The sequence below is a fragment of the Moorena sp. SIO1G6 genome, from assembly GCF_010672795.1.
Lineage (GTDB): Bacteria > Cyanobacteriota > Cyanobacteriia > Cyanobacteriales > Coleofasciculaceae > Moorena > Moorena producens.
Window position 1 is genome coordinate 79,059 of the sequence record NZ_JAAHFZ010000002.1, and the last position, 25,109, is coordinate 104,167.

Consider the following 25,109-nt stretch of genomic DNA (forward strand, 5'->3'; position numbering starts at 1 on the left):
ATCAAAAATGCTCACAATTGATTTAGGTACCCTATATCTACCAAGTAATCAGATCAAGGATGAAGGATAAAGTAAGAAATTGGTAGGTTTTTTGAGGATACAGGAGATTTAATTCAGTCTTATCCTCCCTGAGCAAGGAGGTAATTAAAATAAAACTTAATAAGTTTAAATTAACAAGTTTTAAATTAACAAGTTAAAATTAGCAAGTTAAAATGTTGCAGCCTAGTCTTGAGAATTATGTTGAGACTGATAACTCGGAGTCATTAACTGTAGAGCAAGCGATCGCAAATCTAAAAGGCAATGACCAGGGGCTTCGCTATTATGCAGCATGGTGGCTAGGAAAGTTTCGAGTCCGGGAACCACTGGCAATTGATGCCCTAATTGCTGCACTACAGGATCAGGACAACCAGACAGAATTAGGAGGATATCCTCTGCGCCGGAATGCTGCCAGGGCCCTCGGCAAACTAGGAGACGATCGAGCTGTGCCTGCGCTGATTGATTGTTTAGACTGCCCGGATTTTTATGTTAGGGAAGCAGCGGTACAATCTTTAGCGATGTTAGAAGATCGTACCTGTATTCCCAAGCTGATCAAACTCCTAGACGGAGGTTTAGAAGCAGCCCAGCCTATACCCGGATGTCCCCACCTCGCCCAGCCCTACAATGCTGTCATCGAAGCCTTGGGGAATCTTGGTGTAACTGAAGCGATTGACCTGATTGAAATATTCCTAGAACATCCCAACGAGTTGGAACAGTATGCCGCCGCACGGGCGATGTACCAGCTAACTCAAAACCCTACTTATGTTGAACCTTTAATCAAAGCTTTGAGTGCTAATCAAGTGCAACTGAGGCGGGCAGCTCTTTCCGATCTCGGGGCAATTGGTTATTTACCAGCAGCAGAAGCGATCGCTAAGACCTGGGCAGAAAATAGTCTTAGGTTAATCGCGCTCAAAGGAATTCTAGAGAATTACTTAGAAAGCCATCCCACTGATGGTTGCCACCTATCGGAGACTGCAATTAGAATTATCAATTTGATGGATGGTCTTCTTTGAAGTGTGAAGGATAAAGTATCAAATAATTTTATCTAACGATTTGATATAACCATTTATACTAAAATAGTAATTTTATATAACCGTTTATCGAAGCATTACGTCAAAACTGCTAGGTTTTGATAATTTTGCTATTTGCTTTAAACTTACCACTATAAAACCCTTAGGGCAAACAACTTTTAGCTTAAATCATATCAGGATAATTACCCTTAATAAAAATATTCCCATCTCCCCATCTCCCCAAACTCCCCTAGATTATTGGTATTCAACCAGACTTGATATTACACCCCTGCATGACCAACACAACCCGAGAGCAAGAATTAATTCGAGCTGTGAGAGAGGCAGATTCTGCCTATAGTTTAGTAAAAGCAGTGAGAATCCTGGCTAATGCCCATATAGAAGCTGCGATCCCCACTTTAATTGCAGTTTTTAGCTACAACAACCCAGGTGCAGCAGAATTAGCTGCTGGTGGGATAGTGCGATTTGGGAAAACAGCAGTAGCGCAATTGCTAAACCTAATTGATGACTATAACTACGGAGGTAGAGCCTGGGCAATCCGCGCACTATCAGGAATTGGCGATCCTAGAGCCTTCGATACCTTAATCGAAGCTGCTGAAACTGACTTTTCTATGAGTGTCCGTCGAGCTGCTACAAAAGGTCTGGGCAATTTGGACTGGGACGATATGCCTAGAAATAAAATTCCTGCTGCCCAAGAGCAAGCTTTTAAAACACTACTGCTCACCTGCCAAGACTCAGAATGGGTAGTTCGTTATTCTTCCGTAGTAGGATTGCAAGGTCTAGCTACTGCTGTAGTCGTCACCTATCCAGAGCTGGCTGAGACTATCAAAACTCATTTAGCCCAAATGTTCAAGACTGAAACCGATTTAACAGTGCGCACCCGTATCCAACAGGCTATCCAACAACTTGCATGAAGAATAACTAATTAAGAACGCCGAATATTAAAACAACACCAATCCTGATGCTTCCAGAGGGTGGCGACAATCCAGTTATTTTGTTCTAGGGTATCAGCAATTGGTTTCACCTGATCTAATAACACACCACTGATAACTCCCCAGCTAGTGGGTTTCGCTATAGCACTCATTAGTGGAATTAAATCAATAATTACCTCTGCCAGAATGTTGCAGAGGATTCCATCTACTGGTTCACCATTAGTAAGCTTAGACAAGGTTTCTAGACTACCCTGTTCTATCACCAGATCCTGGTCAGACATGTTGTTAAGAGAGCGGTTGTTGCGGGCAGCACCCACTGCTAAGGGGTCAGTATCGACGCCATAGACCTTTGTAGCCCCTAACAACACCGAGGCAATGGAGAGAATGCCCGAACCACAGCCAATATCCACTACCACATTGTCCTGATCACTGCTGAAGCCTAGACGCATCTCTAATGCTTCCAGGCATAACTGAGTGGTGGGATGGGTACCTGTGCCAAATGCTGCTCCAGGATCAAGGCGTAACAACATCCGTTCGGAAGGGTCTGGTAAAGGTAGCCAAGCGGGATAGATCAAAAAGCGATCGCCAACTTCTTGGGGTTCCCAGTATTGTTTCCAACTACTTGCCCAATCTTCCTCATCAATCAGGTGCCACCGAGTTATGGGTACTGGCAGCCCTACAGTAAGGGCGTCCTGATTTACCCAAAGGGCAAGGGCGGCCAAATCCAACAGCTGTGCTTGTATTTGGGGTAAGTGAGCAAGCACTAGTTGAGAATGTCCCTTAAGCTGGCTGGACATTCCTCGACAACCAAACTTTTCTAGTCGCCAGAAGATTAAATCCTCTAAGGCAGAGTCGCACAAAATTTGAATTTCCCACCAGCTATTTGCCATATCTTAGTTCCGATTTGACACTCCCCGCCCGCTTATGAGCGGGGATTCTTAGTTCCTCGACATGCCTTAAAATTAGCTATCCGTCAAAGGCAATACTTAAGCCGAGTACCCGTTTAAAAACCAAATACCTAGCCTAATTTAACTAACCCCAGTGGGCTTATCTCCCTAAGCGTTGAGTTTACTCAGTTTCCGTGTGCCCCACGGTACTTTTTAATCTTTAAGGTTTGCTTTACTGGTTTTCGGTATCTATTAGGATCCATACGTTTTTAATGAGGTTTTTCGCGCCTCAGGTTCTAACATCGCTTTACGTCGTGGAGTTATGACAGTACCGACGAATCCTGTCTGTGTTAGGCCACTGTTTGATAATAACAGATTATTTGAAAGCAGTCCTAGAAGGACGGGGCTTGAAACCCATCTTTTTGGTCAAGAGTGCTGAGTTGAAGAGTGGGGAGTTAGGAGGGGGAGATACGCGCTCCTTGGTTAAGGATCAAGATTTTTTGTACCTATAACCTTTTCCCCATATTCAGCACCCAGCACTCAGCACTCAATAGTGAACGTATTCAGTACTGAACGTATTCAGTACTTAACTTATAAAGTTACCGTGTGAGCATCCCTAATCCCTGGCACCTTCATAATCTCTGTTAAAACTCCCTCCGGTAAGGGGTCATCTAGACTAAGAACCATAACTGCGTCACCCCGCACAATTTTGCGACCCACCTGCATACTGGCAATATTGACATTAAAACTACCCAGCAGAGAGCCAATTTTACCAATAATTCCCGGCATATCCCGGTGTACGGTAAACAGCATATAGTGAGTGGGAGGAACATTAATCGGGAATTCGTCGATACTGGTAATGTGGATTTCCCCATCATTCAACAGAGCACCCGTTACAGAATGTTTTCCCATGGACCCGGTAGCTGATAGATGTAGGGATCCAGAATAGTCTCGCATCGAAGCATCCCTGGTTTCAATTACCCGAATACCCCGCTCTTTTGCCTCAATGGATGCATTGACATAGTTTACCCGCTCTCGCAGTGCCTGGGAAAGTAAGCCTTTCAGGGCAGCAACCACTAAGGGCTGGCTTTCGTTGGTAGCTAACTCTCCCTGTAATCGGACATCAAGTAATTCAATGCGTCCCCCCGCCAGTTGAGCAACTAGGTTACCCAGAGTTTCTGCCAACTCCATGTATGGTCTGAGTTTTTCAATCACATTGGGTGACAATCCAGGAATATTAACTGCTGAACGGGCCGGTAAGCCTAAGAGGACATCCCGAATTTGTTCGGCTACATCAACAGCAACATTAACTTGGGCTTCTGCGGTAGATGCCCCTAGGTGGGGGGTCAAAACTATTTCTTTCCCCAATTCACGCAAGGGAGATTCTCCTAGTGGTTCTGATTCATAAACATCCAATGCTGCACCAGCAATCTGACCCTCTTTTAGTGCCTTAGCCAGGGCTTCTTCATCAATAATGCCTCCTCTGGAACAGTTGATAATTCGGGCAGTCGGCTTCATCTTAGCAATGGCTTCGTCATTAATTAGATGAGTGGTGTCTGGAGTTTTGGGGATATGCAGTGTGATGTAATCAGACTCCCGCAACAGCAAATCCATCTCGACTAAACGACAGCCTAGCTGTTCCGCCCGTTCCACGGAAATGAAGGGATCATAGGCCAGCAACTTCATTCCCATTGCTCGGGCTACGGTTGCCACATGGGAGCCAATTTTACCCAAGCCAACTACACCAAGGTTTTTTTTGTAAACTTCTGTGCCAATAAAAAGCTTACGCTGCCACTTATTGCTTTTAACTGACTGATTAGCATCGGAGATATGGCGAGATAGAGCTAGCATCATGGCCAGGGCATGTTCGGCTGCGGCTATAGTATTTCCTTCCGGAGAGTTAACCACTACAATCCCATGACGAGTTGCTGCTGGAATATCGACATTGTCAACCCCAACACCAGCACGACCAATGATCTTGAGTTGCTTGCCCGCCTCAATTACCTCTTGGGTAACGCGGGTGCCAGAGCGAATCATCAGAGCATCATAGTCTGGGATAATTGTCAATAGTTCTTCCGGTGATACATTCGGATTGAAATTAACCTCAGCAACTTGGGAAAGGATATCAATCCCAGCTTGATCAATTGAGTCAGAAACAAGAACCTTAGACATGACCAGGAGATAGGTTAATGGGCTATACACACGGTGCTGGAGCTATTCGATGAGAAACTAAGATCAACCCCAAGAGTACTAGAGATGAATCATCATCCAATAGCACTTAACTACAAGGAAATGTAGTTGAACAGGTCGATTTGTTCACATTCAGTAGCTCTGACCGCAGTATGCTATCTTAACTGCAAAGGTATCCCTGGATAGCTAGTGATCTAAAAGATTTTAAGTTTCCCCCATCTTTGATGGAAAATTTCTCAAAACTCTCACTGTTGAAAACCCCTGTGCTTGAGGCGGGGGATCAAAACGAGCTCAAGGAAGAGTTCAAGTCAAGTTCATATCTAGATAATCAGCACAACTGGCGATGAAATATGTGATTGCTGTATTCCCCAACCGCATTAAGGCAGAAGAAGCTTATACTGCTTTGGAAAAAGAAGAGTTACCTATGGATCGAGTAAGTATCTTGGGTAGAGGATATAAGAGTGCTGATGAGTTTGGATTCATTGACCCCAAACAACAGGGAATCAAGGGAGCCCGACGCATGGCATATTGGTTGATTCCCTTTGGATTTGCGGCGGGTTATCTGTTCAATGTGCTAACTGAAATAAAACTGTTTGGCTTCTCTAGTGAAATTGGTAACCATCTCCTGGGAGGGGTATTTGGTGCGATCGCAGCAGCAATGGGTAGCGTTTTCGTTGGAGGTGGGGTTGGGTTGAGTGTTGGTAGTGGTGATGCACTGCCTTATCGGAACCGTCTGAATCAGGGGAAATACTTAATTGTGGTTCAGGGATCCGAGAGTTTGACGGAGCTAGGGACTAAAATTCTGGGTCAGTTTCAGCCGGAGACTATTCAAAGGTATGAGTTCCTGGAGAGTAATTAAGGGTTGCGCAATTATTTTTGTGGTAAAAATCCCAAAGGCGCAAAGAGTGGTAAGTAACTAACCATAAATGTAAATAAAAATCAATAAAATTTAAGAAAGATAACTTTTATATTTAGTAATGGGTAATAGATGCTATAGGAAACTAATTACCTATTGCTAAATCGTAAGCATTCAGCTGTCAGCGGTCAGCCGTCAGCTTATTTTATTCAAAAGCTGTTCAGTGTAGCGTGGGTGGAACAGGCTTCTAGCCTGTGACTTAGCGCATTAGCTGATAGCACCTCAAGTAGCGTGTGCGTAGCACATAAGCTGATAGCTGATACGCGACACGCTGATAGCTGATAGCTTACGCTAAATCCTAATTACAATTTGAGGAAATAATTATTTAAAATTTGGAATCAAACGTCTTTAACAAGTTATTATAAATGCTACCTAGAGAAGAACTTTTAAAAAGTGTAGAGAATCGAGAGGATGTGGCTCGTGTGATTGACCAAGCTGATCAAGCAATTAAGACTTGGGAGGTGGTATTGACTGATTTTCTATCACCGCCAGTTTTGGTAGAGGTTGCTCAGCAGTTTCAACGGTTGACAGAGGTGCAATTACTGGCTTGGGGGGGATATCCTCAAGCGGAACGACAACGGTTAGGGATTGCCCGTGAGGAATTGCCTCTGGATCAATCTCAGGTAGAGGTGGTCGGTTTGGATATTGCTGGGAATTTTTTGTTTGATACGGCAACTCACCGGGATTTCTTGGGCGCAATTCTGGGAACTGGATTGGTGCGAGAGAAGATTGGGGACATTATTGTCTTGGGAGAGCGAGGTGCTCAGGTGATTGTCGTACCAGAGTTGGTAGAGTTTCTGGAGCTGAATTTAAATCAGGTGCGTTCGGTACCTGTCAAAACTCAACGGATTGATTTGAGTGAACTCAAAGTTAAGGAACCGAAAAAGAAACTCAGAACAACAACAGAAGCTTCCATGCGTCTAGATGCGATCGCATCGGCTGGGTTTGGTATGTCCCGCAGCAAGATGGTTGATTTCATTACCACTGGGGATGTGCGGGTTAACTGGAAAGAGGTCAAGCAATCTAGCTATACAGTCAAATCTGGAGATTTGATTGCCATTCGTGGTAAAGGACGCTTGGAAGTTGGGGATGTCTCTATTACTAAAAAACAACGATATCGGGTTGAATTAACCAGATACATCTGAACAAGGTGGGGCTTCAACTTTCGCTGTGTTCAATCTCCTGTCTATAAGATAAATTGAGAAAGGTACACATAAAAAGCCTATAGGCTGTCAGCACCCCATACCCTGACTGGGAGTAAAGACTACGGCTGGTTTTTCCTCCCCCGTCGCCCATAGCTGGGGTTTCCAAAATACCTAGGATTTGTGATGAAAATTTATTGATGATTATTACGACTTCCGTGCTGCAAAGCTTACTGCAAGCTATACCTATACTGCGGTCACAGGTGTACTTCAAGTCTTCTTTGACCGCACTTTCCCATGCCATGGAAGATCAGGTATTAGCTGGCTCAGAGCAGCCGTTGGTCATTGCTAGCTTCCAGCGAGAGCGTTTCTACCGTCAGGAAGCTCATCGATATCGACGCATTGCTCAACAGACCCCCCAAGTCTATGTACTAGCAGCACCGGAAACAGAATTTAAGAGTAGTTCAGATTATCACGAAACCGTGGCATTTGAACCCAACGATGCCCTCTCTCAAGAATGGCATTTGGTAGTTATTGGGCAAAGTTACACAAACTGTTTGATTTGTCAAGAACGACCCACACCAATACTAGAGGTTACCAATGGGGAAATAGACTCATCCCGACGTTTTGAAGGAATCTGGACATTTGACCGGACGGTGAGTCAAAAAGCAGCTGAGATATTACTCAATCGCATTCAAATTTACCGACCTGAACTGGCAGCTAAGATTGAACAGGCCAAATCTCAGTATTTAGACGATTCATTAGTAGTTAGTGCTCGATTAACCCAAAACTCCACCAGTAATCTATCCCCTCTCGACCAAACTCAAAGTTCCCCCAATTCTGACCCTTTTGTGCAGCGTTTGGTGACTTACCTACAGGCAGGTCAGTATAAATTGCTCAAAGCCTATCGCTCCATTGCTGCTCAGGGAAAGAAAGAATCTCTGATCAACTCTATTTCCAATGCCATTAGGCGATCCCTTGACCCCAATGCCATTCTTGAAGTCGCTGTGCAAGAGTTGGGTAAAGCCCTTGAAGCATCACGGTGTCTGATTTATCGCTGTAAAGGAACAGATACCACTACTATCATCAATCATGAGTTTTTAAAGCCCCTTAGTAAGGGGGATCAACCATTAGTGCCCACACTAGGAAAAATATGGCCATTGCAAGACAATTGTCTATTCCAAGAGGTTGTCCAGAGTGGAGAACCGATTTATGTAGAAGACACCCAGACAGATCCTCGGATTAACGGTACTAATTCCAAAAATAAAACTGGTAATCCAGGATCAAAAACCTTGCACAATCTAGTCCAAGAGTTTGCCATTCGCTCTTGGCTGAAGGTACCGGTGCTGTATCAGGGTCAGTTATTGGGCATGTTAGATCTACATCATTGTGGCTCCGAACCTTATCAATGGGAAAAAGATGAGTTAGCCTTAGTGGATGCGATCGCAACTCAAGTCGGTGTAGCTCTAATTCAAGCCGAAGCCTACGCCAACCTAGAAGATTTGAATCAGCAGCTAGAAGCTCTTGACCGCACCCGTAGCAATTTAGTCGCGATTACAGGTCATGAACTGCGGACTCCCCTATCCACAATTCAAGTATGTCTTGAGAGTCTAGCTAGTGAGCCAGATATGTCCCTAGAATTGCGTCAGGTGATGCTCAATACTGCCCTCGCTGACGCTGAACGAATGCGGAAACTGATTCAGGACTTCCTGACTCTTTCCCGCTTAGAAAGTGGTCGTGTTGAATGGCACCCAGAATCCCTGTCCCTAAGAGAGTGCATCGACCTTGCCCTGAGTAATGTTTGCGCTCGCCGTTCTGAAGATGAACGACCTAGTTTATCGGCTCAAGTTCCAGATAACCTTCCATTAGTCAAAGCCGACGGAGAGTGGCTAGTTGAAACTCTAGCTAGACTTCTCGATAATGCCTGCAAATTTACCAGCCCACAAGGAGAAGTAAAAATAAGTATCCAAACACTGGACAATTCCATGATAGTAGTTATTATCGAAGATTCTGGACGTGGTATTGAACCCAATCGGCTGGAAGCTGTGTTTGACCGCTTCTATCAAGAAGAAGGTGCTCTGCGGCGAACTACTGGGGGAACAGGGCTAGGTTTAGCAATTTGTCGCCAAATTGTCAAAGGCTGGGGTGGAAAAATTTGGGCAAATTCAGCTGGCAAAGACCAAGGTTCTCAGTTTTACTTTACTGTTCCTATTATCCAAACTCCAAAGTCAAAGCACTCAAAAGCTCGGCGTAAACGTTAGGGGATTCGAGATAGCGAAAGTTTGGGAGTGCTACAAAAGTAGTGATTTTAGCTCCTGTTACCTTGACCAGACCGTAAGCAAATCACCATATCTTTAGCACTACCAATACTTGAACCTTAATCTTTCATCCTTGATCAGCCGTTATACCTCTAAATTAGAGATTATTCAGTTAGAAAAAAAACGTCAAACCCTATTCCCCTGCTCCGGAGCTCTCTGCTCTCTTGCTGTCAGAACCATCAAATTCAAATGAAGACCAGCTTACTAAGGGGACAATCGTTTAATCACCCAATCCCGATCTTCACCACGATTGTAGAGCAACCGATCGTGGAGCCGACTGGGACGTCCCTGCCAAAACTCAATTTCTGATGGAATCACCCGGAACCCTCCCCAGTGGAGTGGACGAAGTACCTCTTTATTTTCATAGTCCTGCTTCAGTTGCTGTAGCCGTTGCTCTAACACCTCACGACTAGGGATGACTTGGCTTTGATCTGACACCCAAGCCCCCAGCTGAGAACCCTTGGGGCGGCTGTTAAAATAATCATCAGACTCAGCGGCTGTTAGCTTCTCCACTCGCCCCTCAATCCGTACCTGTCGTTCTAACTCAGCCCACCAAAACGTGATGGCAGCCCAAGGATTCTCGATTAACTGCTGCCCCTTGTTACTGTCATAATTAGTGTAAAAGACAAATCCCCGCTGATCGTAGCCTTTCAGCAGTACCATCCGGGCAGAAGGTTTACCATCGGGTGTTGCTGTCGCTATAGTCATGGCATTCGGTTCTGGCAATTGGGCAGCCACTGCCTGGTCAAACCAAATTTTGAATTGCTCAAAAGGATTGGGGTGGACATCGATTTCACTCAAACCCTTCAATGTGTATTCCTTACGTAAATCAGCTATTCTAGTATTCATGTGTCTTGCCTTATAATTGACCAGTTTTGGTGGCATTTTTTATACCTCCCTACCAAGCAGGTGTAGGCTTGAAGGAAAATCCAACTGCTGCTATACTGCACACAGTCATAACCTGAGCTAATCCAAGCTCCCCCCAGCCCCCCAAAATAGCGGGGGGAGAAGAGATAAAAAGTTCAGTTGATGACCGTGCCAAGTAGATGTCCTTGACCTGTGGGCGTTGGGACACCTGTGCACGTTCCAGTAATCGGCAAGTTAAAAAAGCCGATTTTTCGTGTTATCTGTTGTAGAAGTAGTAAGCAACTGCAACGGTTTTGGATTAAGCTGATGCGACAGATTAATTTTTTGCTGATTTTCTCTCTATGTCTGGCACTAGTCTTATTTGGCTTGGAAAATACCCAATCTGTTTCCATTAGGATTATTGATGGTATCCAGGTTAAGGCTCCCTTGGCGATTGCACTGATTCTAGCCATGTGGCTTGGAGCAGTAATAGCCTGGTTATTCAACTTGTGGACGCGATTTATCAATTTTATAGGAACTCGTAAGATGGTTGGGCAGATACGCTCGAAGGATGAACAGATTAGACAATTAGAAGACGACATTCAACAATACAAAATTGAGATTGAACAGAAACAGTTTCTCTTATCGGCATCTGACCCAATGGGAGATAATCCACTATTAGACTAATTCTAGGATTACCATAATTCTAGGATTACCATTGGGGATTGGTAAAATGTGAAGGAACTGAATCTCCCCTATACGCTATAGGATTCAATGCCTGAGCAATATAAGTCTAACAACAATGTTGTTTACTCTTGTAAGTACCCTGTTGTAGTTTGCCCTAAGTACAGACAAAAAGTTCTGACAGGCAACCTTGAGAGCACGCTCAAAGAGTTAACTAGAGAAGCTTGCCCAAACATGGACTAAGAAATTATAGCGATGGAAGTAATGCCAGACCATTTACATCTTGGGATCGAACTTAACTCTAAGTTTGGAGTTTATAAAGCAGTCAAACATTAAAGGGATGTCTTCTATAATATCTCAGAAAATAATTGCCGCAACTTCGCTCTAGACTGCCTACGCTTTGGACTAAAAGCTATGGGCGTTTGTCCCGCTGGCGGTGGGTCTATCGAAGTTATTAAGAAGTACATACAAGACTAAAAGCGCCAGTAAGTTGTTCTATTTGAGGAGTGAAATTTACTGCCGATAGAGGAATATAAAGGCTACCATTGCACCAGGAAAAATCGCCAATTTATGGTTTCTATTCAGATCAATCCTGTTTGTTTCAGAGGTGGTATTCAATGTCTCTACAAGAGTGAAAATTTAAGAGGTAAAATTTACGCTTATTTATTTTTGTTGTCCTATTTGTCCTCCCTCCAAATTATACAATACCGATGCTACCAGACTTGATGTGACCCCAAAAAGAACTTCCGCAGTAACTCTACCTGTAGGGTCACCCTACTAGTTATAGCTTATAGGGTTTGGTGCCTAGTTTTGTGTAAGTCCTGCCGTCAGTTAATTGACCAACAGTATCGAACAAGACATGGCTATATATTAGTCAATAGACTTGATCCTATAGATGACTACAACACCTGCTACCGAAGCGATCGCTATTCTCATTGATGTGGCACAGCGGGGAGAAATTGACCCATGGGATGTTCAGGTAATTGATGTCATTGACCGCTATCTAAGTACACTGGCATTAGACAGTGATCCAGAACTTGGATACCGTGACACGGACTTGTCTCAGTCTGGGCAAGCTTTTCTATGGGCATCCATGCTAGTTCTACTGAAAGCCGATACCTTGGAACGTTTAGAAGAACCCGAGGAGTTGGAGGAATCCGAAGAACTGGATGGGTCCGAGGAAATTGATGGCAGGGGAGATAGAGGTTTGCCTCGCCATCTAGAACGTCATATACGCCGTCGCTCTGCTGCCCGACCCCCTAAAAGACGCCCAGTAACCCTGCCAGAGCTAATTCAACAGTTGCAAGAGATGGCAGTCCAACTGGGTGAAAAGCCCTTACCTTCCCCTAAAAAAGGGACTCGCTCTAGTGCCCGTAGTCAGGCAGCTCGTATTGCCCATCTAGCTCACGATGAAAACCTGACCGAGATTGCCACACGGCTGGAGGAATTTCTATGCCGCTACTGGTATGACCTAGCGGCAGACAAAGATTGGCTGAATTTAAATCAGTTGTTAGAGTGGTGGACGTTATCCCCATCATCAGTTGCATCAACTTCCGTTGGTTCTTCTTACCAGGAGGACAAACTGGGAACAGCCAAGATGTCGGCAAAAGCTGACACAGAAACAGCAATCACTCCTATTGAATCACCAATAGGGGACAGAGTTAGTGTTTTCTGGGGACTGCTATTGTTATCTGCTCAGTCTAAGGTTGAGTTATGCCAAGAGGAATTCTACCAAGATCTAAAAATCCGTAAATTGGAGTCATGAACCCCACGCTTAAAAGCAGGGGCTTGTAACATCAACTAGCCTTGTCAGGAAACCAGGAATTCTCAGCTGGAGTCACTCAAAGCATCACTCAAAGCATAGGTTACAGAAAATTCCAGCTTGTTTGCCCCTGTGTAATAGTAGCGGGGATGAAAACGAGTTAGGGACTTTAGTCCCTTGTGCTAATCGTGGGTGAGAGCTCAAGGACTAGTTAGAATCGTACTCAATTGCCCACATCAACCTCTATGGATTTAGTTTAAGGAGAAAAGATACATGAAAGCCATGATTCTGGCAGCTGGCAAGGGAACTCGCGTTCGCCCTATCACTTACACTATTCCCAAGCCATTGATTCCCATCCTGCAAAAACCAGTAATGGAGTTTTTACTAGAACTATTACGACAACATGGCTTCGACCAAGTTGTGGTCAACGTCTCTCACTTGGCTAACGAAATTGAAAGCTATTTTCGAGATGGGCAACGCTTTGGCGTTGAAATTGCTTATTCCTTTGAAGGTCGCATTGTCGATGGTCAACTGGTTGGGGAAGCCCTCGGCTCAGCTGGTGGCATGCGCAAGATCCAGGACTTTTATCCCTTCTTTGATGATACATTTGTGGTGCTCTGTGGTGATGCCCTAATTGACCTGGACTTGACAGCAGCAGTTAAATTCCATAAAGAAAAGGGAGCAATTGCTACCCTAGTGGCAAAACCTGTACCACGAGAACAGGTTTCTAGCTACGGTGTCGTAGTTACAGATGAAACTGGTCGAATCAAAGCTTTCCAAGAAAAACCCTCAGTTGAGGAAGCCCGCAGTACCAATATCAACACAGGAATTTACATTTTTGAGCCAGAAATATTTAAATATATCCCCTCTGGTCAGGAATATGATATTGGGGGCGAACTGTTTCCCAAACTTGTGGAAATGGGGGCTCCTTTCTATGCGGTGCCAATGGATTTCCAGTGGGTTGATATTGGTAAAGTGCCAGATTACTGGCGAGCTGTTCGAGGTGTCCTGCTCGGAGAAATCAAGAATGTACCGATTCCTGGCAAAGAAGTCGCTCCCGGAATCTATACTGGTTTAAATGTGGCCGTAAATTGGGACAAAGTGGATATCAAAGGTCCGGTTTACATTGGTGCTATGACCCACATCGAAGATGGGGCAAAGATTATCGGACCAACTATGATTGGTCCCAATTGCTGGATTTGTAGCGGAGCAACCGTTGAGAATAGCGTAATTTTTGAATATTCTCGCCTTGGAGCCGGAGTACGTCTAGTGGATAAGTTAGTGTTTGGACGCTATTGTGTTGATAAGACTGGTGCGGCTATTGATGTTCAGGCGGCAGCTCTAGATTGGCTGATTACTGATACCCGCCAGAGTTTGCCTGTGACTGAACCAGCAGAACGACAAGCGATCGAGGAAATCCTGAGCAGCAAGAGTTAAAAGGTTCACGTAAATCCCCGTCCTGATAGAAGGCGGGGATTTACCCAGCTAAACAGCGTTAAAGAAATTTTCCAATTCAAGATCACACAAGAGGATCACGCGTATTTGGTAGTTGCTACTTTGAAATATTGACTATAATGGAAAAAGGAAATAACTGCAAGGGGCCTTAATGGTTTCGACGTGTTGGTGAAAGCTGACCCGTGATTCAGGTCGAGAGTGAGTCTTCTCTCGCAAATACCGGACTCAAAAAAATTGTAACTGCGAACAACATCGTTCCTTTTGCTCGTAAGGCTGCACCTGCTGTTGCCTAAACACCTATAAACAGGTTCGAGCGTCTGTAGTTTGACTCCGTTAAGGACTATAGACTTAACCCCAACGGATGCTCTAGTAAGCTGTCTTTGGTCGGTTTGCTAGCTAAGACTTCACCAAAGCATCCTGTCATCCGGGATAAGGGATGATCCCCGCTCCGAGGGTTAAAGGGGCTAAGCCTGTGAATGAGCGATAAGTAAATAACCAGGGCGGACACGGGTTCAATTCCCGTAGGCTCCATTAAAAAATAAATATGACCATAAATATCACCAATTCAGATTGATTTCCCTGAATAAATCCAGAAAATCATCGTTAATTTTATCAGTGTTAATTTTTATTGTCTTAGGAACCATGGAAGTTGTTATTCCGTGATTATAGTTAACTGTAATCACCAATCAATACTTCCACTTCTCTATTGATTAATCTGTTGATAGCAGTTCTCAAAAAGGTTCGGTAAGTCTTGGAAAAATAGGATTAATTTTACTGATAAAAATAATAGGAGTGACTATCCTGTCACTAATTAATCAATCTGTTATCGATGCGTGTTTATTAGCTTAAGCTAACCCCACCTCAATCAAACATTCTCAATCAAACATTGTAGATAGGGTTAGCTTAAGCATTCTGTTCAACCTGGATTTAGTACTATCGGGTTAAGAGCTTATAACGTGATCTTAATAAGCACCATGCCTATTAAAGATTACCATGATAGTTTTCAGAATCAGCTTCAGGTCGTAGCCGATAGACCACTTACGTTGGTAATCCAAGTCCATAAGAACCACATCTTCAAAGTCAGTCACCTTTGAACGACCATTGGCTTGCCATTCACCGGTGATTCCAGGTTTAACTCTTAAACGCTTATAGTGATGGCGCTTGTAGCCCATTACTTCATCAAAGGTAGGAGGACGAGTTCCGACTAGGCTCATATCTCCGATCAAGACATTCCAGAATTGGGGAAATTCATCAAGACTGGTACGACGTAGAAAGCCTCCGATCCGACTGATACGGGGATCATTTTCATTTTTGAATATATGACCTTTAGCTTGGTTTTCTACTAAGTGCTTGAGTTTGTCTGCACCCACGATCATTGAGCGGAATTTCCTGATTTGGAAGGGTTTGCCATTCAGACCACAACGGATCTGACTATAAAATAATGGACCGGGATCGACTATCGACATAGCGAACGCAATGGGAATTGCGATGCTCACGGTAATTAATAATCCAACCAAAGCTCCAATAATATCAATTAATCGCTTGATATTATTGTTAGCTGAATGATGAACCTCTTGCTGAAATAAACAACTGGGTATTCTGTTATCCCAAATTGGTGAATCAACCGAGGTATAAGCAGAAGACTTGGAGATAATCACGGCTTTTTATTAGTTATCTAAAGTTGATTAAACGACGAAATAATTGCTTGAAATACCAAGGCTGATAGAACAGTTATGCTCAAGGGAGCTAACTTGCTTAGGTAGTTTTTGCCCAAACTTTACGGAATAGTCTCCTGCCATTTTTTAAAATATTTGGTAGGCACCCACTAACCCTAAAGTCTTTGTTGTCAACTAAATAGTCTATTAACCAGACCGCTGAAAACTTTAAAAGTTCCCGCTAAAGTAGATATTTTTTTATAAAAGTAACTGATATATAGGTAGATGACCTAGTCATTTTTATTGACCGCCTTATTAATAATTTTTAATCGAAGCCTCTGCTCATAGTATTTTGGTTTGTCAAAAAAGGAGTAGTATATTTTGTATCATTTCACTGAACTTTCACATTGTATCGGCGAATTCGTGAAGGGATTGTGAATTGGGGTTGAATTAATTGACTTCCAGTCTGAATTTTGGTAATAATAGTTAACTATTACTAATCAAAAAATGACTCGAAATGATTAGAAGTTAAAATAATGCAATTGATGTTAAAATGATGTTAAAATGCTAGGTATACATCCCTCAAGACTACTTCTGATCCCAAATCCAAGTTAAAAACCTCCTTTATAATTAAGTCACGGGGCGAAGCCTTGGGTCAAAGGCAGGTAAACGCAAGCTTATCTAGCCGCAACTTCCCTCTCGACTGGGCTAAAAGGGGGCTATAAAAGCGGATTTAAGATCACAGATAAGTAAACACGGCTATAGCTTAGCCATGTTGCCAGCTTGGCAGTAATTTTCAAGAATTTACCGAAAACAGAACAGAAGCGCTTCATCCGAGTCTCTTAAGAGCGTCCCACGGATTGCGAAGGGCTGACGCCCCGCTGCGCGAACACATCTGTTCTGTAATGAAAGAAACTTGCATCGTCAAAAGCCACTATTTTGCTCAAAGCTTTTGAATATTCCGATCCATCCCGTGCCCCCGCCCCACTCCATACCCCAAAAACCCCACACCCTCTCAAACGTTAAAGCTACTTGTCACCCCTTGAGGTAATTCACACCCATCTGTTCACACAAATCTGTCAAGGCATTAATAGTAGCAATGACTTCTGAATGGTCAACGGAGTCATTGGTCCGAGATGTCTTCTGGGACTCTGGCGTAGCATCGGCTAAGTGCGATTGGCCGTAGGCCACGCTACGCGATCGCAATGGTGTCTTTTCTTCAGACAATCCTATGCCCCAGGATTGAGGCAACTCTCCTGTTGACCAATCCATTGCTGGTTCCTGAGTCAAATCTGATTGGCCTTTGGCCACGCTACGCGAACGGTCAGACACCACCTCAGTCATAGTCAGAGAGTTTTTGTGCAATAAGGTTTCCGGATGTAATTGAAAGCTATCCTTATCCTCAAGTTGAACCTGTACATCCGGTGGTTGTTGTGAGGAAGACCATAGGCTTGAAGATTCTCGTCCTAACTGCTGAGCTAGACGATTCACAAAGGCAGCAAAAAACATTTCTCCCTGCATGCCTAAGCTGTGCATTTTTTCAAGTTCCTGAGATAAAGACTCCTGGTAACCTTGAAGATCTCTGTGTAGGGTCTCAAAAATCAACCGCTGGTTAACATCTATATTCTGTATGAGTTGATCAGATTGTTTTTGAAGCTGCTGTAGTTGCTCAATCACCTTTTGTCTTTGGACTACAGCAACAATCTCGTCCTGATTTGAAGGCAATCGGTTGATTGAGTCATCACTAGTGGGATTCTGTTTTAAGTGAGCTTCCCAATTCGCTAAAATTTGAGATAGCTTTTGCGTCAAGCTTTCGACAAGGCGGTTGATTAGCCCTTGTGAGAACTCTGAAGCAATCTGCACATTTGCAGTTTGTTGTTTGGTATAGTAATCCAGCTGCTGCTTGGTACTCTCCAAACGCTGAATTTCTCGTACCAGAGACTCCCGCTGTTGCTGTAGAGCCTCCAACTCTACCTGCCATGGTTTCGTCAAATCGGTACGTAGATGGTTCATTTCTTGATTAACCGCTTGCAGGATTTGCTGCACTTCCTCCTGAACAGATGTGGGTACTCCCGTCTGAGATGGGGTTACTGTAGTACTTGTATTGTCCGATTCTACCCCTAGTTTTTGCTGTTGGGAAACTAGGTAGCTACGAACTTTCCGCAAAACCTGGTGTGCAGCCGCTAGGTCACCAGACTTGAACCATGGTAGAGGAAAGTCAGGCTTATGGAGGATGTGGTCAATATCAGCAATCAGAGATTGAATGTCGGTTTGAGCAGTCACTTTGAAACCCTTGACGAGAACAAATTGAGTCATACAGGAGTGAGAGTCAACCCCCTGTGTCTAATGTTAAATTGCCAGAGTCACCAAACTATTACAAATTGTTCATCATGGAGCATAATAACTGTACTTACCCGATGTGATTATTGCCAAGCCCTCTACCAGAATGAGCCTACCTCAGCTCACTGCAAGTAGTTTAGCTCCAGTAGAATCTTTGTTTGTCAAGGCAATTTCACTCACATCAGTCATTTTCGTTGGTCTACCAAAGGTGGTGAGGTTAAGCAGATCTGTTTCATTGGCTTCTTTTAGTTGACACAGGCAAACTCCCTGACTCACTTGATTTGACAGCGGATCATCTATCTATTCAAGGTGTTTACGAAGCGCTCATGATCCCATGGAAGACCGATACAATTCATCTGAAGTTAACTCTAATGTTCATGATTCGATGGCTAGCACTCCTTTTTTTGCTGGCTTACCAGATTCTAGTGTCAAAAAAGCCATTATTAATATGGTTACCCGTAGCCATCCTGCAAATCGAGTGATTTTACTTGAGAATGACTGGGGGGGGTCTGTCTATTTCATCTTAGATGGTTGGGCAAAGATTCGCACCTATAACCTGGATGGGAAGGAGGTGACCCTCAATATTCTTGGGAAAGGAGAAATCTTTGGTGAAATGGCAGCCTTAGAAGAAGTACCTCGTTCAACAGATGTGATTACCTTAACCCCTACAACCATTGGTAGTATACCCGCTCAGGATTTTACCCAGTTAATTCATACGGAACCTTTGGCTGGTGTCCACTTAGCTCAGTTGATGGCAAAGCGTCTGCGTCAGGTTAACCGACGCCTACGCTTGCGGGAGTCAGATAGTACCTCACGAGTGGCAGACACCTTGTTGTTTCTAGCTGAAGGACAAGGCAAATTGAAACAAAGAGGAACTGAGATTCCTAACTTACCTCATCGAGAGATAAGTAGCCTCAGTGGATTGGCGCGGGAGACGGTCACACGAGTCCTGACAAAGCTGGAGAAGAAAGGCTTGATCATGCGGGATCACGATACCCTTTTTATCTGTGATCTGCCTGCTCTCGAAAAGATGATTATCTAGTCTTGATATATAAGGTATCTGCAAATGAGGAGAAATTTGAGATGGGCTAAGATGCAAGGGTACTTTAACAGTATCTCTTCTGTTATCATCTGTCCCTTTCCTCAAGAGGTTACTAAATTTGCATGAGTGATTCTTTTGATGATGGTCAAGCGGCTTCACAAGATCTCTTTGCCCAATCTAAAAACAAACCCACAAAATCAACAACGGAATTCCCTAAGAGCAATGCTGATGTAACTGAGATCGGGCATCAATTAACTGGGGAGCAAAATCACCCACTAGAAAAGAGGGAACCTAGGGCAGTCTACAAACAATCCACTTCTGCTAACTCCCCTAGCCTGAATAATGGTCTAAACCCTAGACCTCAGACACCTATAACCATGGTAGAAACAGCGTTTCTGGCCAGTACCGCCAGCTTGATTTGGCTGATTAATTATTACTTTCCTCTAGGACCAATACTCAAAATGTTTTTCCCAGTGCCGATTGCTTTAGTCTACCTAAGGAGGGGCAGTAGGGCATCCTGGATGGCAGCACTGGTTTCGGGGTTGTTACTATCAGTGCTGATGGGAGTAACTCGCAGTATTATCTTTTTGGTCCCTTATGGTCTGATGGGGGTGCAACTGGGAGCTTTGTGGAAACGTCGAGCTAGCTGGCTGCTTTCTATTAGCATGGGTACGCTAATTGGTACAATAGGCTTCTTTTTTCGGTTTTGGTTGTTCTCAATTCTATTGGGGGAAGACCTCTGGGTTTACGTGATGACCCAGGTGACAGGATTATTGGATTGGTGGTTTCTCAAGCTGGGGTTGCTATTTCAGCCCAGTCTATTTCTAGTTCAAACCCTGGCTGTAGTAATGATTATTATCAATAATGCCATTTATTTATTCGTGGTGCATATTGTAGCCTTACTCATGCTCGACCGATTAGGAAACCCGATTCCTAGACCACCAAACTGGGTAAAAGTTTTGCTGGATTACGATTGAGCTATTAGTCATTGGTCACTTGTGATGGCGAAGAGACTGTTTGTTATACTTTCAAAGGTCAGCTTACACGCTACTTGAGGGCTACGCTTTCCGCAAACAGTTATCAGCTCTGAGCCCTTGGAGCTTAGAGCTTAAGCTTGATTGATTACCTTTAGCTCAGTTTATGCCCGTGGTAAGTATGGCAATCGTTCTTTTATTTTATGGAAATTTATGGAATTATATGGCTAACTATTGTGTGTGAAAATGTGTGTAAAAAAATAGTAATATTAACTAGTTAACTAGTTAATACTTGATTTGCTACTTTTACAAAACGATTCTGTTACCTTATCCAAAGTTTACTGTTCCCTTTCACCACAATTAATCTATAGTGTAGTGTTTGTTTCTATTTATTTTTATATTTCAGATCAGAACTAAGGACTAAGAATTAAGGACTAATGATCCGAGTTTATACCGAGCAGGTAAAGGGAAAACGGTGGTTACAGCAGTATCAGGGATGCTCACCGGTATTTGCTTGTATTTTAGGATTCACTGCTACTGGCCTGATTCCAGGTATTTCTGCTGCTGGCGCTACCCCAGATGATCGTCAGTATACTGCGATCGCTGATGCTGAGTTTTTGGTCAATGGAGTTACTCCCCAACCTCAATATCCCCTTCCTCCTCTAACTGTGGGAGTATCCCCTGTCTTGATTTCCCGTGCTTTAGTGGAGGCATTTAACCTACCCATCTATCTGTTCAATGCTGGTTTACCTCACCCTCCGACAGTACCAGCCATTGACTTAGGTGGTATTCCTGCTAAGTGCCTAACTTCTGGCAATGCCTTGCCCCTCGAAACAGTGAAACGGCTATTTGAGCAAGGTTTACAGTGGGGAGAAAAGCTAGCAAGTGTGGTTGGTGATAGCTATCTGATTATTAGTGAGTGTGTGGTTGGGGGAACTACCACCGCACTTAGCCTGCTCACTGGCTTGGGGATTGATGCAGCTGGCAAGGTTAACAGTAGCCATCCCCAGTGCAATCATGCTCAAAAGTGGGAGGTGGTGGAGCTGGGGTTACAACGAGCTGGGTTAGCGGGTAGGGGAGCCGGGGAGCTTCCCAAAAGCGAACCTAGGAAGAAAAATTCACCGTCTCACCCCTACCACCCCGCACCTTTATACTCCGTCACCTCCTCATCCTCTCACCCCCTCACCCCCTCACCACTTGATCACTTAAAGCTAGTGGCAGCGGTGGGAGATCCGATGCAAATTGCCGCAGCAGGTATGGCAATGGCAGCTAGTCGTCGCTGTGGCGTTTTACTCGCTGGTGGTACCCAAATGCTAGCGGTTTATACCTTAGCACAGGCATTGGCAGAGTCGGTTTTACCCTACCCCAGTATTACTGAGGGTAATTCCCTAGCATGGCAACCAGCACAAGTAGTTGTGGGAACAACTCGCTGGGTGGCAGAAGACTCGACTGGTGACACGGTTGGATTAGCACAAGATATTGGGAGTGTACCCCTTTTGGCAACACAATTAAGTTTTACCCAGTCTCGTTATCCTCAGCTACAGGCATATGAGCAAGGATATGTCAAGGAAGGTGTGGGTGCTGGAGGATGTGCGATCGCAGCCCACCTTTATAAGGGCTGGAACTCGGCTGAATTACTTCAAGCCATTGAAAACTTGGTCGAGCAATATCGTCTTTCTCTGAGGTGATTGTTGTTGGAGCCAGTGAAAAAACACTTTACAGTCTGACCAAGTTAGGCACGAAAATCACAGAGGTGCTGATTTGTTTTCCCTATTAACCTTCAACCCTTAGACTAATCTGGATAAAACTGCCAATTAGGAATGAATTCGCTGTGCTAGGAGTTGTTCTTCTAAGGCAGCAATCCGATTGTAGGCTGCTGTGAGTTGGGCAGTTAAGCGTTGAACTTGAATATCAGCAGAGATATTATTATTGCTATTTTTAGAGAAACTACCTAGCCCAGAGTTACTATCAATCAGCACATCTTTATGTTGGGTCAGTAGGTTAATGGCACTTTGACTTTCGTGGGTCCGGGGTATCGGTTGGCCAGTTGGTTGAGATTCCTCAGTTTCCTGCCTTGAACTATTTTTGAGTTCAGAAAGGCCTTCTGAAACCTTCAAACTGAGTTTTTCGATGGATTCGCACAGAGTATCTACTCTATGACTTAGAGCCATGATTTGATTTTGATATTCATCCATAGGATTTAAAACTGCCATAACTTAGTTCTATTTTTATCCTAGTCACTTAAGGAAGAAAATCCGATGAATTGCTGATTTATTTAACTATTGTCAAAAATCTGTCAAAAATCAGCTCTAAACTCCTTAGAGTCTGTTTCCCAGAGTAATTTTTTTCAAAAATGCCAGATAGCCGCTGTATATCTTGATATTTACCCTGATTAATTCAGCATTAATTAATACTTGTCTTTTCTCCCAAGTTTCGCACCACAATTAGCACAATCGGTTTTTTCGGAATTAATTCCTTGGCATTAGTGATTTTTAATACATAACGTACGGATGATTTTCCCCATGTCATTACCTTCTCAAACTCCTAGAGAGATGGTCAACTAATAGCAGTTGACAAGATAACCAATAAGTGAATTAACTTCTTGATCGAGATATTTCTATCCCCCCATCACTTTATCTTACAGATTTAGATTTCTTATAGTTAGGTCTAAAACAAGACTGTGTGTTGAGGGCGAGGAGGGGGAGGAAAAGGGAGACATAGCTGGTGTTTTCGTTCTTTTGATCGTGCTTACTCTTAATAAAATTCAATTAATAATAGTCAAACTATTATTGAGGTCAAATGATGTCAAAGTGATGTCAAAGTAGATTCAGATGCCTTAGCCCTTGACTTAGATTAGTTTTGTTAACCAGACTATAAGTAGTTTTTAATTTATTAGACTTACCACATCTAGCAGATGGCTGTTGGTCTAAGAGGTCACAAAAGTCAGTTCATTGCTCATAGCTATAGTAATTGCTATTGAGCCAATGTAAATTAAGGTCAAAGAGTTGGTAACCAAAGGAAATTCAGAAATACTTATGAAGCGACGCTCCTTGATACTAGGTGCTAGTACCATAGCCCTTAGTCAGTTAGCATCTGGTTGTAATATCGGACAACAAGCCTCTTTAAAGGTAAGGCTGTTGCAAAATTCAATACCAGTTCAGCTGTTGGGTGAATTTCGTAAGACCTTAACACTACGGGCTAAGCTAAATTTTGACCCGGAGAAACAACTATCTGCTTTATTCAAACTCCTGACAACCTTGAAAGAGCAAGGCAAACCCAATAATAATCAAGATCGCTCCCTCCTAGATTTGATCCGGATTAGGTCTAGGACACCGATAAGTCCTGATTTAGTTACCTTAGGAGATTATTGGCTCAAGTCAGCCATTGAGCAGGAATTGATCCAACCTTTGAACATAGAAACGTTGCCAGGATGGAAACAACTGCCGCCAGAGTACCAGAAACTTGTTAAACGTGACCAAACTGGTCAGCTAGACAACTCAGGAAAAGTTTGGGGTGCTCCTTATCGCTGGGGTGCTACTGTCATTGCCTATCGCCGTGACAAGTTCAAAGCCTTAGGCTGGACTCCCACTGATTGGAGTGACTTGTGGCGTGAGTCTTTACGCGATCGCATTTCTGTGTTGAACCACCCCCGAGAAGTGATTGGTTTAACCTTGAAAAACCTAGGCTTATCCTATAATCAACAGGATTTAAATCAAGTCAAAGACTTGAAACCAGCACTTCGACAACTGGCTAAACAGGTTAAATTTTACAGTTCGGATCACTACCTAAAACCTCTAGTTTTGGGGGATACCTGGGTAGCAGTCGGTTGGTCTACAGATATCCTGGCACTAAGAACACGCGATCGCCAAATTGAGGCAGTGGTGCCTCAGTCAGGAACAGCCCTGTGGTCAGATGTATGGGTAAAACCGGTATCAGTTAGCTCTGCTTCTGACTCCTCAGAAAGTAACTCTGAGTCGGATTTAAGCAAAAAGTGGATTGAATTTTGCTGGGATAGCAAATCAGCCAAGGAAATTTCTCTACTGACTAATGCTGCTTCCCCGATTCTGCTTAAGATCCCAAGAAATAAGCTACCACAAGATATCCAAACCTTACCTCTACTGCTGCCAGAAGCAGAAATTCTCAACAAGTGCGAATTCCTCCATCCCTTACCAGAGTCTACACAAAAGCAGTATGAATCCTTGTGGAAAGAAATGCGAAGTACGTGAAAATTGCCTGTTCTAGTTTTGTGATAACTGGCAAAAGGCCGAGACTTTCCCAGCTAAAGGGACTTGGCCAGGTATACATACCTCCACCTGGCACATGGAATTACCATCACAGGTATAGGCTCCTAAAGGCTTTCCTCGCTGGTTAAATACTCTGGTATTATAGTTATAATCTCTGGCAACGTTGCCCATTTTGTTAATAAAAGCATACCTACCCAGATAGTTAAGCAGACTCCAGAGTTGGCGATTCACTACCAAATCTACCCGGCGTTTACTCGGATAAGCTAACCAATTATCCAGTAGCTTACCGCCAAACTGTTCATCAGCCCACCAGAAACTTGGAGTAGTGAGCTTAGTTTGAGAGATAGTATCAGCAGTAATCACAGACCCATCATTAGGAAGATTATCTGGCTGCAGGAAATTTAAATTCACAGCTTCTGTGTCCGGCTGCACTCCTACAGTCTTTTGAGCTAAAACTGGTTCAGGCTTCCAGCCAACCAGAAAACAACTCTCTAGAAACACAAGGCAGAATACACAAGGCACAACAGACAAGGGATGTATTTTACTAACGGTGTTTCTTTTATCCATAGGAATGCACTAAAGCATCAGTCAAATCAATAGTGATACCCATTAACCTTCAACCTTCAACCCTTCAACCAACTAACCTTCAACCTTCAAC

20 protein-coding genes, 1 other RNA gene and 1 pseudogene are annotated in these 25,109 nt (G+C 43.7%); 14 read left to right on the top strand and 8 right to left on the bottom strand.

The window, feature by feature from the left end:
- Positions 1 to 212: 212 nt before the first annotated feature.
- Both cpcE and cpcF read left to right on the top strand, forming a co-directional pair.
- The gene (gene cpcE, locus F6K63_RS03250; protein ID WP_287310775.1) at positions 213 to 1,049 is read left to right on the top strand and encodes a C-phycocyanin alpha-cysteine-84 phycocyanobilin lyase subunit CpcE; all 837 of its coding nucleotides are present in this window, start codon (positions 213 to 215) and stop codon (positions 1,047 to 1,049) included.
- A 290-nt stretch (positions 1,050 to 1,339) separates the two neighbouring features.
- Positions 1,340 to 1,978 (top strand): C-phycocyanin alpha-cysteine-84 phycocyanobilin lyase subunit CpcF, encoded by a 639-nt coding sequence (gene cpcF, locus F6K63_RS03255; protein WP_287310776.1) that lies wholly within the window; start codon positions 1,340 to 1,342, stop codon positions 1,976 to 1,978.
- A gap of 11 nt (positions 1,979 to 1,989) precedes the next feature.
- Here cpcF and prmA read toward each other — a convergent pair whose 3' ends face one another.
- Positions 1,990 to 2,886, bottom strand: coding sequence for a 50S ribosomal protein L11 methyltransferase (gene prmA / locus F6K63_RS03260; protein ID WP_008184542.1), 897 nt, complete (start codon positions 2,884 to 2,886; stop codon positions 1,990 to 1,992).
- 588 nt (positions 2,887 to 3,474) lie between these two features.
- Entirely contained in the window at positions 3,475 to 5,055 is a 1,581-nt protein-coding gene (serA, locus tag F6K63_RS03265) for a phosphoglycerate dehydrogenase (RefSeq protein WP_008184540.1), read from the bottom strand.
- Positions 5,056 to 5,416: 361 nt separating this feature from the next.
- Here serA and F6K63_RS03270 point away from each other — a divergent pair, with 361 nt between their 5' ends.
- The 3 genes from F6K63_RS03270 to F6K63_RS03280 all read left to right on the top strand — a co-directional run bounded on the left by F6K63_RS03270 (position 5,417) and on the right by F6K63_RS03280 (position 9,392).
- Positions 5,417 to 5,932 (top strand): hypothetical protein, encoded by a 516-nt coding sequence (locus F6K63_RS03270; protein ID WP_008184537.1) that lies wholly within the window; start codon positions 5,417 to 5,419, stop codon positions 5,930 to 5,932.
- A 422-nt stretch (positions 5,933 to 6,354) separates the two neighbouring features.
- On the top strand, positions 6,355 to 7,134 hold the full coding sequence (locus tag F6K63_RS03275; RefSeq protein WP_287251568.1) for a photosystem II electron transport protein, Sll1252 family: 780 nt from the start codon (positions 6,355 to 6,357) through the stop codon (positions 7,132 to 7,134).
- A gap of 197 nt (positions 7,135 to 7,331) precedes the next feature.
- Positions 7,332 to 9,392 (top strand): DICT sensory domain-containing protein, encoded by a 2,061-nt coding sequence (locus tag F6K63_RS03280; RefSeq protein ID WP_287310777.1) that lies wholly within the window; start codon positions 7,332 to 7,334, stop codon positions 9,390 to 9,392.
- A gap of 261 nt (positions 9,393 to 9,653) precedes the next feature.
- Here F6K63_RS03280 and pdxH read toward each other — a convergent pair whose 3' ends face one another.
- Entirely contained in the window at positions 9,654 to 10,298 is a 645-nt protein-coding gene (gene pdxH, locus F6K63_RS03285; RefSeq protein WP_044493265.1) for a pyridoxamine 5'-phosphate oxidase, read from the bottom strand.
- Positions 10,299 to 10,526: 228 nt separating this feature from the next.
- Between pdxH and F6K63_RS03290 the strand changes: the two genes are divergently transcribed.
- The 5 genes and pseudogenes from F6K63_RS03290 (at position 10,527) to ssrA (ending at position 14,730) form a co-directional block, all read left to right on the top strand.
- On the top strand, positions 10,527 to 10,982 hold the full coding sequence (locus F6K63_RS03290) for a LapA family protein (RefSeq protein ID WP_229419087.1): 456 nt from the start codon (positions 10,527 to 10,529) through the stop codon (positions 10,980 to 10,982).
- Between the two features lie 87 nt (positions 10,983 to 11,069).
- Positions 11,070 to 11,456 (top strand): annotated as a pseudogene (gene tnpA / locus F6K63_RS03295) (IS200/IS605 family transposase).
- Positions 11,457 to 11,874: 418 nt separating this feature from the next.
- The gene (locus F6K63_RS03300) at positions 11,875 to 12,744 is read left to right on the top strand and encodes a segregation/condensation protein A (protein ID WP_008180248.1); all 870 of its coding nucleotides are present in this window, start codon (positions 11,875 to 11,877) and stop codon (positions 12,742 to 12,744) included.
- Between the two features lie 270 nt (positions 12,745 to 13,014).
- The gene (locus tag F6K63_RS03305) at positions 13,015 to 14,178 is read left to right on the top strand and encodes a nucleotidyltransferase family protein (RefSeq protein ID WP_008180246.1); all 1,164 of its coding nucleotides are present in this window, start codon (positions 13,015 to 13,017) and stop codon (positions 14,176 to 14,178) included.
- Positions 14,179 to 14,338: 160 nt separating this feature from the next.
- Positions 14,339 to 14,730: a transfer-messenger RNA gene (gene ssrA, locus F6K63_RS03310) on the top strand.
- Positions 14,731 to 15,158: 428 nt separating this feature from the next.
- Here ssrA and F6K63_RS03315 read toward each other — a convergent pair.
- The gene (locus F6K63_RS03315; protein ID WP_044492349.1) at positions 15,159 to 15,809 is read right to left on the bottom strand and encodes a sugar transferase; all 651 of its coding nucleotides are present in this window, start codon (positions 15,807 to 15,809) and stop codon (positions 15,159 to 15,161) included.
- 1,077 nt (positions 15,810 to 16,886) lie between these two features.
- Positions 16,887 to 18,134, bottom strand: coding sequence for a DUF445 domain-containing protein (locus F6K63_RS03320; RefSeq protein ID WP_131827231.1), 1,248 nt, complete (start codon positions 18,132 to 18,134; stop codon positions 16,887 to 16,889).
- Positions 18,135 to 18,525: 391 nt separating this feature from the next.
- Between F6K63_RS03320 and F6K63_RS03325 the strand changes: the two genes are divergently transcribed.
- From F6K63_RS03325 to F6K63_RS03335, 3 genes are all read left to right on the top strand, one after another.
- Entirely contained in the window at positions 18,526 to 19,233 is a 708-nt protein-coding gene (locus tag F6K63_RS03325) for a Crp/Fnr family transcriptional regulator (protein ID WP_008180239.1), read from the top strand.
- A gap of 122 nt (positions 19,234 to 19,355) precedes the next feature.
- Positions 19,356 to 20,210: a DUF2232 domain-containing protein gene (locus tag F6K63_RS03330; protein WP_008180238.1), complete on the top strand. Its 855-nt coding sequence runs from the start codon at positions 19,356 to 19,358 to the stop codon at positions 20,208 to 20,210.
- A 434-nt stretch (positions 20,211 to 20,644) separates the two neighbouring features.
- Entirely contained in the window at positions 20,645 to 21,895 is a 1,251-nt protein-coding gene (locus F6K63_RS03335; protein ID WP_008180236.1) for a nicotinate-nucleotide--dimethylbenzimidazole phosphoribosyltransferase, read from the top strand.
- Positions 21,896 to 22,021: 126 nt separating this feature from the next.
- Here the strand turns inward: F6K63_RS03335 and F6K63_RS03340 are convergent, their stop codons facing one another.
- Both F6K63_RS03340 and F6K63_RS03345 read right to left on the bottom strand, forming a co-directional pair.
- Positions 22,022 to 22,420, bottom strand: coding sequence for a hypothetical protein (locus tag F6K63_RS03340; protein ID WP_008180230.1), 399 nt, complete (start codon positions 22,418 to 22,420; stop codon positions 22,022 to 22,024).
- A gap of 190 nt (positions 22,421 to 22,610) precedes the next feature.
- Positions 22,611 to 22,736: a hypothetical protein gene (locus F6K63_RS03345; RefSeq protein ID WP_267871991.1), complete on the bottom strand. Its 126-nt coding sequence runs from the start codon at positions 22,734 to 22,736 to the stop codon at positions 22,611 to 22,613.
- A 506-nt stretch (positions 22,737 to 23,242) separates the two neighbouring features.
- Between F6K63_RS03345 and F6K63_RS03350 the strand changes: the two genes are divergently transcribed.
- Complete coding sequence (locus F6K63_RS03350; RefSeq protein WP_287310778.1) at positions 23,243 to 24,433, top strand: extracellular solute-binding protein; 1,191 nt, start codon at positions 23,243 to 23,245, stop codon at positions 24,431 to 24,433.
- A 12-nt stretch (positions 24,434 to 24,445) separates the two neighbouring features.
- Here F6K63_RS03350 and F6K63_RS03355 read toward each other — a convergent pair whose 3' ends face one another.
- On the bottom strand, positions 24,446 to 25,018 hold the full coding sequence (locus tag F6K63_RS03355) for a hypothetical protein (protein WP_063747921.1): 573 nt from the start codon (positions 25,016 to 25,018) through the stop codon (positions 24,446 to 24,448).
- Positions 25,019 to 25,109: the final 91 nt, after the last annotated feature.

Bases quoted from the DNA above. Each gene is read 5' to 3' on its own strand.
- cpcE (WP_287310775.1), top strand. From the start codon at position 213: ATGTTGCAGCCTAGTCTTGAGAATTATGTTGAGACTGATAACTCGGAG.
- cpcF (WP_287310776.1), top strand. From the start codon at position 1,340: ATGACCAACACAACCCGAGAGCAAGAATTAATTCGAGCTGTGAGAGAG.
- prmA (WP_008184542.1), bottom strand. From the start codon at position 2,886: ATGGCAAATAGCTGGTGGGAAATTCAAATTTTGTGCGACTCTGCCTTA.
- serA (WP_008184540.1), bottom strand. From the start codon at position 5,055: ATGTCTAAGGTTCTTGTTTCTGACTCAATTGATCAAGCTGGGATTGAT.
- F6K63_RS03270 (WP_008184537.1), top strand. From the start codon at position 5,417: ATGAAATATGTGATTGCTGTATTCCCCAACCGCATTAAGGCAGAAGAA.
- F6K63_RS03275 (WP_287251568.1), top strand. From the start codon at position 6,355: ATGCTACCTAGAGAAGAACTTTTAAAAAGTGTAGAGAATCGAGAGGAT.
- F6K63_RS03280 (WP_287310777.1), top strand. From the start codon at position 7,332: ATGATTATTACGACTTCCGTGCTGCAAAGCTTACTGCAAGCTATACCT.
- pdxH (WP_044493265.1), bottom strand. From the start codon at position 10,298: ATGAATACTAGAATAGCTGATTTACGTAAGGAATACACATTGAAGGGT.
- F6K63_RS03300 (WP_008180248.1), top strand. From the start codon at position 11,875: ATGACTACAACACCTGCTACCGAAGCGATCGCTATTCTCATTGATGTG.
- F6K63_RS03305 (WP_008180246.1), top strand. From the start codon at position 13,015: ATGAAAGCCATGATTCTGGCAGCTGGCAAGGGAACTCGCGTTCGCCCT.
- F6K63_RS03325 (WP_008180239.1), top strand. From the start codon at position 18,526: ATGGAAGACCGATACAATTCATCTGAAGTTAACTCTAATGTTCATGAT.
- F6K63_RS03330 (WP_008180238.1), top strand. From the start codon at position 19,356: ATGAGTGATTCTTTTGATGATGGTCAAGCGGCTTCACAAGATCTCTTT.
- F6K63_RS03335 (WP_008180236.1), top strand. From the start codon at position 20,645: ATGATCCGAGTTTATACCGAGCAGGTAAAGGGAAAACGGTGGTTACAG.
- F6K63_RS03340 (WP_008180230.1), bottom strand. From the start codon at position 22,420: ATGGCAGTTTTAAATCCTATGGATGAATATCAAAATCAAATCATGGCT.
- F6K63_RS03345 (WP_267871991.1), bottom strand. From the start codon at position 22,736: ATGACATGGGGAAAATCATCCGTACGTTATGTATTAAAAATCACTAAT.
- F6K63_RS03350 (WP_287310778.1), top strand. From the start codon at position 23,243: ATGAAGCGACGCTCCTTGATACTAGGTGCTAGTACCATAGCCCTTAGT.
- F6K63_RS03355 (WP_063747921.1), bottom strand. From the start codon at position 25,018: ATGGATAAAAGAAACACCGTTAGTAAAATACATCCCTTGTCTGTTGTG.